At 64.7% G+C, this 12,835-nt stretch carries 14 protein-coding genes and 1 tRNA gene; 5 read left to right on the top strand and 10 right to left on the bottom strand.

Annotation, left to right across the window (positions count from 1 at the left end; translation table 11 throughout):
* Positions 1-59: 59 nt before the first annotated feature.
* Together QEP15_RS07280 and QEP15_RS07275 are read left to right on the top strand one after the other, a co-directional pair.
* Entirely contained in the window at positions 60-1,436 is a 1,377-nt protein-coding gene (locus QEP15_RS07280) for a sensor histidine kinase (protein WP_152385439.1), read from the top strand.
* A gap of 195 nt (positions 1,437-1,631) precedes the next feature.
* On the top strand, positions 1,632-3,293 hold the full coding sequence (locus QEP15_RS07275) for an MFS transporter (RefSeq protein ID WP_062838486.1): 1,662 nt from the start codon (positions 1,632-1,634) through the stop codon (positions 3,291-3,293).
* Positions 3,294-3,666: 373 nt separating this feature from the next.
* Here the strand turns inward: QEP15_RS07275 and QEP15_RS07270 are convergent, their stop codons facing one another.
* A complete protein-coding gene (locus QEP15_RS07270) occupies positions 3,667-3,876 on the bottom strand; it encodes a hypothetical protein (RefSeq protein ID WP_056322527.1) in 210 nt (69 codons plus the stop codon).
* Positions 3,877-4,026: 150 nt separating this feature from the next.
* Between QEP15_RS07270 and QEP15_RS07265 the strand changes: the two genes are divergently transcribed.
* Positions 4,027-4,926 carry a recombination-associated protein RdgC gene (locus QEP15_RS07265; RefSeq protein ID WP_062838487.1) on the top strand — a complete coding sequence of 300 codons (900 nt, stop codon included), beginning with the start codon at positions 4,027-4,029 and terminating at the stop codon, positions 4,924-4,926.
* A 54-nt stretch (positions 4,927-4,980) separates the two neighbouring features.
* Here QEP15_RS07265 and QEP15_RS07260 read toward each other — a convergent pair whose 3' ends face one another.
* The 5 genes from QEP15_RS07260 to QEP15_RS07240 all read right to left on the bottom strand — a co-directional run bounded on the left by QEP15_RS07260 (position 4,981) and on the right by QEP15_RS07240 (position 9,044).
* The gene (locus QEP15_RS07260) at positions 4,981-6,414 is read right to left on the bottom strand and encodes a diguanylate cyclase (protein WP_175156836.1); all 1,434 of its coding nucleotides are present in this window, start codon (positions 6,412-6,414) and stop codon (positions 4,981-4,983) included.
* 125 nt (positions 6,415-6,539) lie between these two features.
* On the bottom strand, positions 6,540-7,832 hold the full coding sequence (locus QEP15_RS07255; protein ID WP_056322519.1) for an aspartate carbamoyltransferase: 1,293 nt from the start codon (positions 7,830-7,832) through the stop codon (positions 6,540-6,542).
* A gap of 98 nt (positions 7,833-7,930) precedes the next feature.
* Positions 7,931-8,341 carry a hypothetical protein gene (locus QEP15_RS07250; protein WP_152383826.1) on the bottom strand — a complete coding sequence of 137 codons (411 nt, stop codon included), beginning with the start codon at positions 8,339-8,341 and terminating at the stop codon, positions 7,931-7,933.
* A 3-nt stretch (positions 8,342-8,344) separates the two neighbouring features.
* A complete protein-coding gene (locus QEP15_RS07245) occupies positions 8,345-8,776 on the bottom strand; it encodes a BPTD_2524 family lipoprotein (RefSeq protein WP_280148605.1) in 432 nt (143 codons plus the stop codon).
* A 133-nt stretch (positions 8,777-8,909) separates the two neighbouring features.
* On the bottom strand, positions 8,910-9,044 hold the full coding sequence (locus QEP15_RS07240) for an entericidin A/B family lipoprotein (RefSeq protein WP_056322511.1): 135 nt from the start codon (positions 9,042-9,044) through the stop codon (positions 8,910-8,912).
* A gap of 190 nt (positions 9,045-9,234) precedes the next feature.
* Here QEP15_RS07240 and QEP15_RS07235 point away from each other — a divergent pair, with 190 nt between their 5' ends.
* Positions 9,235-9,585, top strand: a complete 351-nt coding sequence (locus QEP15_RS07235) for a hypothetical protein (RefSeq protein ID WP_056322508.1) — start codon at positions 9,235-9,237, stop codon at positions 9,583-9,585.
* A 73-nt stretch (positions 9,586-9,658) separates the two neighbouring features.
* Complete coding sequence (locus QEP15_RS07230) at positions 9,659-10,063, top strand: hypothetical protein (RefSeq protein WP_056322507.1); 405 nt, start codon at positions 9,659-9,661, stop codon at positions 10,061-10,063.
* Positions 10,064-10,100: 37 nt separating this feature from the next.
* Here the strand turns inward: QEP15_RS07230 and QEP15_RS07225 are convergent, their stop codons facing one another.
* From QEP15_RS07225 to QEP15_RS07210, 4 genes are all read right to left on the bottom strand, one after another.
* Positions 10,101-11,336: a TIGR03862 family flavoprotein gene (locus tag QEP15_RS07225; protein ID WP_280148604.1), complete on the bottom strand. Its 1,236-nt coding sequence runs from the start codon at positions 11,334-11,336 to the stop codon at positions 10,101-10,103.
* A 296-nt stretch (positions 11,337-11,632) separates the two neighbouring features.
* Positions 11,633-11,977 (bottom strand): hypothetical protein, encoded by a 345-nt coding sequence (locus tag QEP15_RS07220; RefSeq protein WP_056322501.1) that lies wholly within the window; start codon positions 11,975-11,977, stop codon positions 11,633-11,635.
* 223 nt (positions 11,978-12,200) lie between these two features.
* Positions 12,201-12,277: transfer RNA gene (locus QEP15_RS07215), tRNA-Met, on the bottom strand.
* Between the two features lie 20 nt (positions 12,278-12,297).
* A complete protein-coding gene (locus QEP15_RS07210) occupies positions 12,298-12,678 on the bottom strand; it encodes a hypothetical protein (protein WP_280148603.1) in 381 nt (126 codons plus the stop codon).
* Positions 12,679-12,835 lie beyond the last annotated feature (157 nt).

The raw sequence follows: 12,835 nt of genomic DNA, 5'->3' as shown, positions 1-12,835 counted from the left end.
CCAAGGGCCCGAGCTTTGCGCCGCCCCAACGTTCGCTGCTGGGCGAAATCCTGGACTGGATGCTGGCGCCGCTATTCCTGCTCTGGCCCATGAGCGTCGCGATCACCTATGTGGTCGCGCAGAACATCGCCAACGTGCCATACGACCGCGCACTGGCCAACAACCTGCACGTGCTGACGCGCCAGGTCCACGCGCAGGACGGCCGCGCGGTGCTGAAGATGACCGACGCCGCGCGCGACGTGCTGCGCGCCGACGAGACGGATAGCGTGTTCTGGCTGGCGCTGGGCAGCCGGGGCGAATACCTGGGCGGCGACCGCGCGCTGCCGCTGCCCACCACCGTGGGACAGCCCCGCCCCGGCGAGGTCCAATACGAGGACGACACGTTGCGCGGCTTTGGCATCCGGCTGGCGTTCACCTGGGTCGACCTGCATCTGCCGGGCACGCAGCCGGCGCTCCTCATCGTGGCCGAGACCGTCGAGAAGCGCACGCAATTGGCCAACGACATCATCAAGGGCGTCATCATCCCGCAGTTCGTGGTGCTTCCGATCGCCGTGCTGCTCGTCTGGTTCGGGCTGTCGCGCGGCGTGGCGCCGTTGAATGCGCTGCAGCAGCGCCTGCGCGCCCGCCGCCCCGACGATCTTTCGCCGATCGACGAGCGCGCCGCGCCCTCCGAGATCGCGCCGCTGGTCGCGGCCATGAACGACCTGCTGGACCGGCTGTCCGCCAACGTGCAGGCGCAGCGCCGGTTCGTGGCCGACGCCGCGCATCAATTGAAGACCCCGCTCGCGGGACTGCGCACGCAGGCGGAACTGGCGCTGCGCGACGCCAGTCCCGAGGAAATGCAGTCCAGCCTGCGGCAACTGGTCACCGGCTCGGAACGGGCGACCCGGCTCGTCAATCAGCTGCTGCTGCTGGCACGCGCCGAAAATCCCAGCGCCATCGGCATGACCCGCACCGACATCAACGCCATCGCCTACGAGCAGACCATGCACTGGGTGCCGCTGGCGTTGTCGCTGAACACGGATCTCGGTTTCGAGGGGTCGGACACGCCTGTCGAGATCAACGGCAATCCGCTGCTGCTGGCCGAACTGCTGAACAATCTGGTGGACAACGCCCTGCGCTACACCCCTCGCGGCGGGCATATCACCGTGCGCGTGCTGCAGGCGGACGGCGAGGGGCTCCTGGAGGTCGAGGACTCGGGACCGGGCATTGCGCCCGAAGAACGCGAGCGCGTGTTCGACCGCTTCTACCGCGTGCTGGGCACGTCCTCGGACGGCAGCGGCCTGGGCCTGGCCATCGTGCGCGAGATCACGCAAAAGCATCAGGCCAGCGTCGTGATCAGCGACCATCCCACCGAACACTCCGACCTGCCCGGCACCCGCATCCGCGTCGCTTTTCCCCTCTACACGCCCCCGCCCGAGCCCGCCGAAAGCTAAGGACTATCCCTAGCCTTCCCCGGAGCGCTTACCATTTGTTTCAATTTTAAGATTCAAGTAAGGGTCCCGTCAGAACCTCGTCAGCGTCGCGCCCCAATGTGACGCTTAGCTCGATGTCGGCCGCGCCGGCGGAGGGTCAAGCACGGCGGAAAACCGCCGGCCTAAAAACGAGGAGACATCATGAGCACAACTACCATGGCAGGCCGCGGTCCATCCGCGGATCCGCGTCCGATGACCAAGGAGGAGCGCAAGGTCATCTTCGCGTCTTCGCTCGGCACGGTGTTCGAGTGGTATGACTTTTACCTGTATGGCTCGCTCGCAGCCATCATTGCCCAACACTTCTTTTCCGGCGTGAACCCGACCGCGGGCTTCATCTTCGCGCTGCTGGCCTTCGCGGCGGGTTTCGCGGTGCGGCCGTTCGGCGCGCTGGTGTTCGGCCGCCTGGGCGACCTGGTCGGACGCAAATACACCTTCCTGGTCACGATCGTGATCATGGGCCTGTCGACGTTCCTGGTCGGCATCCTGCCCAGCTACGCCAGCATCGGCCTGGCCGCTCCCGCCATCCTGATCGTCCTGCGCCTCTTGCAAGGCCTGGCGCTGGGCGGTGAATACGGCGGCGCGGCGACCTACGTCGCCGAACACGCCCCGCACGGCCGCCGCGGCTTCTACACGTCCTGGATTCAAACCACCGCGACGCTGGGCCTGTTCCTGTCGCTGCTGGTCATCCTGGGCATCCGCACATTCATGGGCGAAGACGACTTCAAGGCCTGGGGCTGGCGCATTCCGTTCCTGATCTCGGTGGTGCTGCTGGGCATCTCGGTCTGGATCCGGCTGCAGCTGAATGAATCCCCCACCTTCAAGCGCATGAAGGAAGAAGGCAAGGGTTCGAAGGCGCCGATCGCCGAATCGTTCGGCCAATGGAAGAACCTGAAGGTCGTGCTGCTGGCGCTGCTGGGCCTGACCGCCGGCCAGGCCGTGGTCTGGTACACGGGCCAGTTCTACGCGCTGTTCTTCCTGACGCAGACGCTGAAGGTCGACGCCAACACCGCCAACATCCTGATCGCCATCGCCCTCTTGATCGGCACGCCCTTCTTCGTGATCTTCGGCGCGCTGTCGGACAGGATCGGCCGCAAACCCATCATCATGGCGGGCTGCCTGATCGCCGCGGCGACCTACTTCCCGATCTTCCAGGGCCTGACCCACTTTGCCAACCCGGCGCTTGAAAAGGCGCAAGCCACCGCCCCGGTCACGGTGATCGCGGATCCGAGCACCTGCTCGTTCCAGTTCAACCCCGTGGGCACGGCCTCGTTCACCAGCTCTTGCGACGTGATCAAGTCGTTCATGGCCCGCAACTCGGTGAACTACCGCAACGAAGCGGCTCCGGCCGGTTCCGTGGCCCGCGTCAAGATCGGCAATGAAGAGTTCACCTCCTTCGACGGCCGTTCGCTGGCGCCGGCCGAGTTCAAGGCCAAGGTCGCCGAACTCGACAAGACGCTGACCGCCTCGATCCGCAGCCACGGCTACCCGGCCAAGGCCGATCCGGCCCAGACCAACACCGTGATGGTCGTGGTGCTGCTGACGATCCTGGTGCTGTACGTGACCATGGTCTACGGTCCGATCGCCGCCATGCTGGTGGAGATGTTCCCGACGCGCATCCGCTACACGTCGATGAGCCTGCCCTACCACATCGGCAACGGCTGGTTCGGCGGCTTCCTGCCTCCGGTCGCATTCGCCGTGGTCGCGGCCACCGGCAACATCTACGACGGCCTGTGGTATCCGATCATCATCGCGGTCATGACCCTGGTGGTCGGCACGCTCTTCGTGCGCGAATCCAAGGACAACGACATCAACGCCTGACAAACCATCCCCCGCCGGGCGGGACTGCTGCGCCTGCCCGGCCTTTCAAAAGCTCCTCGCGGAGCTTTTTTTTTGTGCCGCACTTTCAGGACCATGTCAGACCTGCGCCAGTAGACTGAGCGCTCAGATTACGGCCTTGCGCAAGATTGCCTGACGATTGATCCCCCTGTCAGACGATTGCAGGGCTGCTGATCTGACACCAATGCCGCGTTCCCCGCGAGCCTTTTATGACGCGGCATTGCGTGCTCCCGTACCGGCCCGACTCTTTATTGAGCCGGGCCGCTTTTTTTGCGGCGGCCCGCAAAAGACTAAGGGCGGCCGCAGCGCGACCGCCCTCTTCATGCTGCACGGCCGGCCTTGCGGCCGGCTCATATCAACGACGCATGCCCACGCCGATGGCGACCACACCCGCCACGATCGCGGCAATGCCTGCCCACGTCGGGATGGGCACCGACTTCTCGGTTTCCGCCGTGGCCTTCACAGATCCGATCTGCAGAACCGTTTCTTCGGACTTGTAGCTAAAGCCCTTATAGGCCAGGGCAACCACGCCCAGGACAATGAGGATCGCGCCAATGATTTTCATCTTTTCACTCCAATCTCACGTTGGTGCGCGGGACATTACCGGATAGGCTGCCCCCTGTCAGTGACAGAACGTGTCGCCTGTTGCCAGCGTGCCTGCCCCCTTCGGCAAAGCCGCCGCGTCGTATAGAATCAACCCTTTTGGCCGACGCTCATGTGGTTCAAGAATCTCAAGATTTACCGCCTCTCCTCGCCCTGGACCCTGACCGGCGAGCAGCTTGAAGAAACGCTGGCGCGCCATGCCTACCAGACCGGCAACAACCTCGAAATGCAAAGCCTGGGCTGGGTGCCCCCGCGCGAGAACGGCGGCCTGGCCCACGAAGTGAACGGCCAGATCCTGCTCAGCCTGCGCGCTGAAAAGAAACTCTTGCCGGGCACCGTCATCAACCAGGTCGCCAAGGCGCGCGCCCAGGAAATCGAAGAGCAGCAAGGCTACAAACCTGGCCGCAAGCAGATGAAGGAAATCAAGGAGCGCGTCACGGACGAGCTCCTGCCGCGCGCCTTCAGCGTCTATCGCGACACGCGCGTGTGGATCGACCCGAAGAACAACTGGCTCGTCATTGACGCGGCCGCTTCGGCCAAGGCCGACGAAGTCATCGGCCTGCTCGCCAAGTGCGTCGATCCGTTCCCGCTCGAAAACCTGTACGTCGCCCAATCGCCCGCCTCCGCCATGACCGGCTGGCTGGCCGAGGACGAAGCGCCCACCAACTTCACCATCGACCAGGACACCGAACTGCGCTCGTCCGGTGAAAGCGGCGCCGCGATCCGCTACGTCAAGCACTCCATCGACGCTGACGACGTACGCCGTCACATCCAGTCGGGCAAGCAGTGCACCCGCCTGGCCATGACGTGGGCAGACCGCGTGTCGTTTGTCCTGACCGAAGGCCTGGACGTCAAGCGCGTGGCGCCGCTGGACGTGCTGAAGGAAGGCAACGAAGGCGTGGCCGCGAACGACGACGAAAAGTTCGATTCCGACATGATGCTGATGACCGGCGAACTGGCCAAGATGATGGCCGAACTGGTCGAAGCGCTGGGCGGCGAAAAGAAGATCTAAGCCGCCTTTGACCGGCAGCAACACCAGGGGCCGCTCTTGTCGAGCGGCCCTTTTTCATGCCTCGACGCTGCGGTCGCGGCCGGCCTGCTTGGCCTTGTACAGCGCCTTGTCGGCGCGATCGATCAGGTAGGCGTAGTCGGGATGGCCGTCGAAGGTCGCCACGCCGATGCTGGCTGTCACATGCATCGCGCCGGCCTCGGCGATCACGAAGCGATGCCGGCGAATCTCGGCGTTGAGCTTTTCGGCGGCGGCCAGCGCAGCGCCCGGCCCCGTGTCCACCAGCACGACAAGAAATTCCTCGCCGCCATAGCGGAACACGAAGTCGCTGGATCGACAGGTCTGATGCACGACTTCGGCAAACTGGCGCAGGATCTGGTCCCCGCCCGCGTGGCCGTGCGCATCGTTGATGGCCTTGAAGTGATCGATGTCCAGCAACAGCACCGAAAAGCTTGACCGCTGACGCTGCGCCAGCGAGATTTCGCGGCCGATGACGGACGGCAGGAAACGCCGGTTGAGCACGTTGGTCAGCGGATCGCTGCCGCTTTCGATCTCGGCCACCATGTCAAAGAGGCCGTTGAGCAGATGCTTGATGCGCGCCACCAGCTCCTGCAGTTCGCGCACCTGATTGGGCAGCGATTCCGGCGCCTGACTGGCGCTTTGCATCATCCCCGGCAGCACCGTGTCATCCAGCCGCGCCACGGCCTCGACGATCTGCCGCAGCGCAGGCGCGCTTTCGAACAGCACCGCGCCCTTGTGCTGCAGCCAGAGTCCGAACTCCGAGGCGGCCAACCGCGGCAGCGCCTGCTCCGGCGTGCGGTAATGCAGGCCGATCAGCACCGCCTGGCTCCATTCCAGCAAGGCGGCGCGTTGCCGCTCGCGTTCGGTCGAAATGTTCTGGCCCAACGCAAAGAGGCGATAGGCCTCGTCGTTGCGGGCGCCCCGATTGATGTCGCGCATGAACGCGCGGCTCATCTGTTCGATGGCCAGGTCGAACAGATTGCACACGTACTGCGTTGCGACGGAAGCCGCCTGGCCTTCCAGGCCGCCGGCGCGCAGGCGCTGCGCGATTTCGTTCTTCAGGATGCGGGCGCCGGCCATCACCAGATGGATCGGGATATGGACGCGCGCGTGAACCTCGCCGACCTTCTTCTGCGTGGCCATCAGCACGTCGATATCGCCTTGCTCGCGCACGCAGAGCAGGCCTTTCAGCCAATGCGTCATGCCGCGGTGCAGGCGGGTCGAGACGATTTCGTGAGAGAGCCGCGGGCCGGCTTCGGCATCGGCAAGCAAGGTGGAATAGAAGGCATCCACCAGTTGCGCGGCATGGTCGGACACCAGCGCCGCAACCTGGCCGCGCGTATTGGCGTCGACCGATTGATAGACCGCCTCCCAGGCCTGCGCATTGGAGGCGCTCAGGTAGCACGCCTGGCCGCTGGCTGCATCGGCGGTGGCCGCGGAAGGAGGAACATCGGAACTGCTCGAAGACATAAGATCATCCGCCCAAGAACGGCGTGCGCGCCTGATAGCGGCACTCGCCCGTAAAACCAGCGCGGATTATGCTTGAATTCCCCGTGACGGGACCGCTTTCGCGGCGCCGCCACGGGCGTCTGGCCTCAATCCAGGCCGTGGAAGACCGAATCGTCGGGACCGACATGCGACGGATGTTGCCACGTCACATCGCGCAGCGAATGCTGCACCAGGCCTTCGACGCCCAGCAACACCGCGAAGATCGCCATGCGGATGGGAATGCCGTTGTCGGTCTGGCGGAAGATCGCCAGACGCGGATCGTGGTTCAGATCCACGCTCAGGTCGTTGGCGCCCGGACGGCTGTCGCGCGGCAGCGGGTGCATCACGATTGTCTCGGGGCTGCAGTAGGCGTCGATGATGGCGCGGTTGACCTGGAAGTCGGGCGTATAGCCTTCGTTTTCTTCGTTGGCGAAACGCTCTTTCTGCACGCGCGTCGCGTAGATGACATCGGCGCCCGCCAGGCCCTCGGCCAGCGAGGACTTCTGCTCGATGATGTTGCCGTTGCGGCTGGCCTGCTCGACGATGTAGGTCGGCATCTCCAGGCCCTTGGGCGAGATCAGCGAGAACTTCACGTTCTTGTACAGCGCCATCAGCTTGATGAGCGAGTGCACGGTGCGGCCATACTTCAGGTCGCCGACCATGGCGATGTGCGCGCCGTCCAGCAGTTTGCCCAGGCGCGAGAACTCGGTCAGGATCGTGTACAGATCCAGCAGCGCCTGGCTGGGGTGCTCGCCGGGGCCGTCACCGCCATTGACCACGGGAATGTTCGTCGCACGCGCAAATTCCGCGACCGAACCCTGGTCGGGATGGCGAATGACCATCGCGTCCACGTAGCCGCTCATGACGCGGCTGGTGTCGTAGATGGATTCGCCCTTGGCCATCGATGAAAACGTGAAGCCGGTCGTGTCGCACACCGACCCGCCCAGGCGGCAGAACGCGGATCCAAAGCTCACGCGGGTGCGGGTGCTGGCCTCGAAGAACAGGTTGCCCAGCACGGCGCCTTCCAGCACCCGCGACACCTTCTGGCGGCGCGCAATGGGCTGCATCATGTCGGCGACGCGGAACAGGTCTTCGACGGAATCGCGGGTGAATTGGTCCACCGACAGCAGCTGATTCTTGCCTTCGACGGCAATGCGGTCACGCAAGGGGCCGTCTTGTACGCTTTGCGTATATTTTTCGAGCAGCACGCCGTTTTGCACGATTTCGCTGACGAACCGCTGCACCACTTCCGGCATGGCCCGGAACTCCTGCGAGCCTTCAGGCAACAGCCAGGTGTCCAGCGCGCGGCGTTTGACGCCGATGCGGGTGGCGAACACGTCGCGGGTGAGATTGAGGCGGCGCATGGCGTCGCGCAGAAAGGCTTGCTGGGAGATGCTCATGACGGGCCCCAAGAAGAGGAGTTATATACGCAGTGCGCATATTATTCCGTACGTCTACACAAGTCCAATATTTTTGCGCATACGGGTTTACCCGCGTTTTAACGCTGCGCGTAAGCCGCCGCCTTTGGGGCGTCCGCCACTGCCTGCGACGCCGCAAACCAGCAGGCGCCGCAGAATGCCAGCGCGCTGGCCACATAACAAAGTAGCGCCAGCAACTGCGCCGGCCAATGGCCGCGCGTCAGATGGCCGTTGTAGCCTTGCCGCAACAGGCTGACCTGCGCAAGGTAGGCAAACGCCACACCCAGGCACGCCAGCATGAGGCCGCCCAAAAAAAGGATGAGGGGAATCTGGAGATCGGGCGCGGCAATGTCCCCGCCCACGATGCCTAGCGAGAAACCCACCAGGACGAGGGCGGCCGCGCCGTTCAGCCACCCCAGGAACCGGAACGCGCCTGCCAGCAGCGCGAACGACAGGCCGTTGGCACGGATCTGCTGGGCGCGGGGATCCATGTATCAGCCGCCGCTGGCGCTACGGCAGGTCGGCGTCGCGCTCTGGATCGACTTGCGCGCCGCCGCGATTTCGGCTTCGTCCCACCGGCCTTGGCCCAGGACCGTCACGGTCACCTTGGCGTTGGCAGGGCCTGCGGGTTCCGCGGAAATCAATTCCAGCACCGTCGCGGGCTGACCGACCTTGTAGAGCTGGATCTCGTCTGGCGCCCCCTTCTGGCCCAGCGTGTGGCGCCAGGCATAGGAGACGCCGTACGGATGGCTGACCTGCGTGTGGCAGGTGCGCACGTATTCGCCGGCGCGGCGGAAGGCCGCCTGGTAATTGGTGTCGACGCTGAAGGTCTCTTTCTTTGCGGTTTCCGACTCGTAGACGCCGGTGCTGGCGCATCCGGCCAACGTAGCCGCCAACGCGACACCCACCCATACAGACTTGCGCATGATTCTTCCCGCCATTGCTATTCGGACTTCCGCGATTATGCCAGCGGCAGCAAAAAGGCCACGCTGGAAATGCCAATCTCGTGGCACTTCTGGCGTGGCCTTGCGCCGCCCGAACGGCGGCGAACCAGACGCACTACCGCTTTTCCGCGGCCCCCTCGATCTTTTCCCCGCCTCGCTGGATATCCTTACCGGCCCCGGCGACGGTGTTGCACCCGGCCGTCAACGCAGCAATCGAAAGCATCATGACGAGAAAGACTCTGTTCTTCATAAGACATCTCCTGTCTGGGCATGGAAAAAACGAAACCCAGCATACCTCAAAGGCCCCGTTTTTTGCGTGACACGAGCGCGCCACCTGTAACAACGCTGCCAAGAAACCGTCACCCCCCTTACGCGCCGGTGACATTTGCGAGGCATTCTCGGCTGTCGCGTATTTGCCGCCAATGGATTAGGATGCGCACATGACGAAGACACAAGCATCACAACCCGCTGGCGCCGGTCCGCAAGGCTGGGGCTGGCAACAGCCTCAATGCCGTGGGCAGGCCGCATTGGCGCTGTTCATCGACGATCTGCATCGCATTTTGCAGGCGCACGCCGCGGGCAAGCTGGCTGACAGCAGCACGCTGGCAGACGCGCAGGCCCAGGTCAATGAACTGCTGGCGCGGTACAACGAAATTTCCGCTGCCCCGGATATATTCCAGGGGCAGTCAGTCCAACTCAAGGAAGGCATCGACCGCAGCGGCGTATCGCACACGGTGCCGATTTTTTCGCCGCGCCTGAAGCAGTCGCTGGTGTCGATGCTGGGACAGTGACCGGGATGACTCCCCGGAAACTGGCGCCCCCGGCGATCGAACAGAGCAGCCCCCAAAGGAAGGAGACCACAAGATGAGCACGGACAACGTTGTTGAGTTTCTCCGCCTGCTTTCCCTGGACGTGACGCTGGGCACCGCCGCTCAGCATGCCGCCAGCCAGGCCGACGCGCCGCTGGCCCTGGCCCGGCTCGCCACGTCTCATGGCCTGCCCTGCAATGCTTCCGATTGGTCTTCCTTTGCGCGTAACTGCCTGGACAACCTGGACCTGACTGAAGGCGACACCGGCATGGGAAACGCCACGATCTGGCAACTGGTGCAGGATCCCGCGCACGGCACGACCATTCCCGCCAGCGCCATCACCCGCGTGATCGGCATCATCTCGCAGCCCGAGGGCGGCCCGCCCGTGGTGGGCCACGTGGTCGGCGATCTGGCGCCTCGCGCGCCGGTCGGCATGGCCCCGCACACGACGGGCTCCTGATCGCCGCTTGCCAGGCAGTCCGCAGAGGACTGCCGGTTCAGGATTGCGGATTCAGGAATTCCATGACGCCCGCCGCGCCAGCCACGCCGCTGGCCATGCAGGCCGTCAACAGGTAGCCGCCTGTCGGCGCTTCCCAATCCAGCATTTCCCCCACGCAGAAAACGCCGGGCACCGCTTTCAGCATCAACCCGGCGGTCAAGCCGTCGAATGCCACCCCGCCCGCGGTGCTGATCGCTTCGTCGATCGGACGAGTCCGCAGGAGCGTCACGGGCAAGGCCTTGATTCGCTGGCCCAGCCGCTCCGGATCCTTGAAGTCGTCGGCACTGGCGCACTCTCTGAGCAAGCCCGCCTTCACACCCGTCAACCCCAGGCGGCTTTGCAAGTGGCTCGACATCGAGCGCGCGCCGCGCGGATGCGTCACTGCGGCCATCACCTTCTCGTGAGGCCAGTCCGGCGCAAGGTCCAGCAAGGCCACGGCGCTGCCGCCGGTGTCGATCCGGTCGCGCAGGGCGGCCGACAAGGCATAGACGAGGCTGCCTTCGATCCCGGTTTCCGATACGACGAACTCGCCCTGGCGGCGAAGTCCGCCGCAGGCCATGGACACCGACTTGACCGGCTGACCGGCAAAGCGGCTGCGGAAGTTATCGGACCATGCGACGTCGAACCCGCAATTGGCGGGCCGCAATGCCGCAACCGGCACACCGTGCGACCGGAGATCCGGCACCCAGGCGCCATCGGATCCCAGCTTGGCCCAACTGCCGCCGCCCAGCGCCAGCACAACGGCATCCGCCGCATGCTGCGTCTGGCCGGCGGGCGTCTCGAAGCGCAACGCGTCCACACCGGGCTTGCCGCCGCGCCAGCCGAGCCAGCGGTGCCGCATGTGAAAGCGCACGCCCTGTCCGCGCAGCCGGGCGAGCCAGGCGCGCAAAAGCGGCGCGGCCTTCATCTCCTGGGGAAACACCCGGCCCGATGAACCTACGAAGGTCTGGATGCCCAACGCGTGCGCCCACTCGCGTAGCGCGGCGGCGCCCATCTTGTGCAGCCACGGCTGCACGAAAGGGGCACGATCGCCGTAGCGGGCAAGAAAGGGTTCGGCGGGCTCGCTGTGCGTCAAGTTCAGGCCGCCCCGTCCCGCCATCAAGAATTTGCGTCCCACCGAGGGCATGGCGTCGAACACGTCGACCTGCGCCCCCGCTTCGCTCAGCTTTTCGGCAGCCATCAGGCCGGCCGGGCCGCCCCCGATGATGGCAACGCGTTTGGCGGACAGGCTCATGGCGCCGTCGCCTTGGTGACAGGACGCGGAAGGGGAAAAGCGGAACGCATGCGGGAGAAAACCGGGACGAAGATGACGTTCGGACGTCGGGCCGTGGGGACGCAGATTGTCTCATGGCTGCGCCGGCTGGCAGCGGGATCGCCCGCTTTGACCGCCCGGAAAGCGCAACGGCGGCCACTTCTTGACCGCCGACGCCAAGCCCATGTTTTTGCTAGAGAAATTGCATATACGCAGCAGCTATCCCAAGGGTTTTCCACAATCCCTGTGGGTAACTGCCGCGGCGATTCAGACAATAATCAGGCGCGCTCGGCCGCCTGCATCGGGCCGGACCAGGGCTCGGCATCCAGCTGGAAACGCAGTTCCTGGTACTCGCCATCGACGGCGACCGTGCGCAGCAGCCCGGCATCCAGCGCCTGCCCCAACGCGCGGCGGCACAGGGTTTCGGGGTCGTCCGGCAGCGACTGGAAGACGCCGTCCGGAATGCGCAGTCTCAGCAAGGCATGGGGATCGCCGCGGTCGGCCGGACGGCCGATATGGATGTGGGCGGGATACCCGTGCGGGCACCAGATGCCCACGTGGTACTTGCCCTCAGCGCCCGTATCAGCAACGTAGCCGGGATGATCGTATTTTGCGGTTCCCATGGACACTCCTTTTGTGCGGCAATGTAGCGCGCGTGACCCATGGTAGCGCAGGGTGGCGGCCGTGTCCGGGCGCGGCTATCGGGGAAACTCCGAACGCACGCGCGGCATGACCCAGCGCAATCGGCAGACGAAAAAAAGCCGCGACGGCGTCGCGGCTTTTTTGCTGTGGACTTGCCGGGGCATGTGAAACGCGCCGCTTGCAAGACCGGGTACTGCTTGAAACTGGTTGCGGGGGCAGGATTTGAACCTACGACCTTCGGGTTATGAGCCCGACGAGCTGCCAGACTGCTCCACCCCGCGTCTGATGTGTGAATCATACATCATTTTGAAATCTTGTGCAGCGCACCCAGGCGAATGTTTCCGTTTTTCGACACGAAACGATGAAAAAAGCCCGCTGCCCGGCGCAGGGCCGAAGGCAAACGGCCTTCGGCATCCAGGCATATCACCTGTGCGCCGCCCAGCGCGCTCACGCGCACCGCGCCCCCGTTCGTCACGCCGTGAACCTCCCCTGCGTTCAGGCGAACCGGAACGATGCGATGCAGACCGTTCGCGGCTTCCAGGCCGTTTGCGCCCTCTTCGACGCGCACGCTGCCTTCAGTGCAGACGACGGCGGCGCCTGCGCGCAGCACGAACATCCGGCTGGCGCCGGCGGGAAGATCCAGGCGCTGGCCTGGGAAGTCGGGGGTGGATTGCGGGGTCATGATGGTCTCCAGAAGCACCATGACAGGCTACGCGCGCCCTGCTTTGCGCAACAGCCACACAAATCGGCTTTCTGTACCGATGCAGAGGCTCGATTTTGTCGCTGTTATGGTGTACTTTGCCCTCATCTGTGCCTACCCACGGCCCAACGCAGGGGAG

The organism is Achromobacter mucicolens, from assembly GCF_029866465.1.
Taxonomy (GTDB): Bacteria; Pseudomonadota; Gammaproteobacteria; order Burkholderiales; family Burkholderiaceae_B; genus Achromobacter; species Achromobacter mucicolens.
This window is presented reverse-complemented; position numbering and strand designations above follow the sequence as displayed.

What these genes read in the sequence shown, in the direction of transcription:
- QEP15_RS07275 (WP_062838486.1), top strand. Translation starts at nt 1,632, where the DNA reads ATGGCAGGCCGCGGTCCATCCGCGGATCCGCGTCCGATGACCAAGGAG.
- QEP15_RS07230 (WP_056322507.1), top strand. Translation starts at nt 9,659, where the DNA reads ATGAGCACGGACAACGTTGTTGAGTTTCTCCGCCTGCTTTCCCTGGAC.
- QEP15_RS07220 (WP_056322501.1), bottom strand. Translation starts at nt 11,977, where the DNA reads ATGGGAACCGCAAAATACGATCATCCCGGCTACGTTGCTGATACGGGC.
- QEP15_RS07245 (WP_280148605.1), bottom strand. Translation starts at nt 8,776, where the DNA reads ATGCGCAAGTCTGTATGGGTGGGTGTCGCGTTGGCGGCTACGTTGGCC.
- QEP15_RS07210 (WP_280148603.1), bottom strand. Translation starts at nt 12,678, where the DNA reads ATGACCCCGCAATCCACCCCCGACTTCCCAGGCCAGCGCCTGGATCTT.
- QEP15_RS07255 (WP_056322519.1), bottom strand. Translation starts at nt 7,832, where the DNA reads ATGAGCATCTCCCAGCAAGCCTTTCTGCGCGACGCCATGCGCCGCCTC.
- QEP15_RS07240 (WP_056322511.1), bottom strand. Translation starts at nt 9,044, where the DNA reads ATGAAGAACAGAGTCTTTCTCGTCATGATGCTTTCGATTGCTGCGTTG.
- QEP15_RS07235 (WP_056322508.1), top strand. Translation starts at nt 9,235, where the DNA reads ATGACGAAGACACAAGCATCACAACCCGCTGGCGCCGGTCCGCAAGGC.
- QEP15_RS07270 (WP_056322527.1), bottom strand. Translation starts at nt 3,876, where the DNA reads ATGAAAATCATTGGCGCGATCCTCATTGTCCTGGGCGTGGTTGCCCTG.
- QEP15_RS07280 (WP_152385439.1), top strand. Translation starts at nt 60, where the DNA reads ATGCTGGCGCCGCTATTCCTGCTCTGGCCCATGAGCGTCGCGATCACC.
- QEP15_RS07225 (WP_280148604.1), bottom strand. Translation starts at nt 11,336, where the DNA reads ATGAGCCTGTCCGCCAAACGCGTTGCCATCATCGGGGGCGGCCCGGCC.
- QEP15_RS07250 (WP_152383826.1), bottom strand. Translation starts at nt 8,341, where the DNA reads ATGGATCCCCGCGCCCAGCAGATCCGTGCCAACGGCCTGTCGTTCGCG.
- QEP15_RS07260 (WP_175156836.1), bottom strand. Translation starts at nt 6,414, where the DNA reads ATGTCTTCGAGCAGTTCCGATGTTCCTCCTTCCGCGGCCACCGCCGAT.
- QEP15_RS07265 (WP_062838487.1), top strand. Translation starts at nt 4,027, where the DNA reads ATGTGGTTCAAGAATCTCAAGATTTACCGCCTCTCCTCGCCCTGGACC.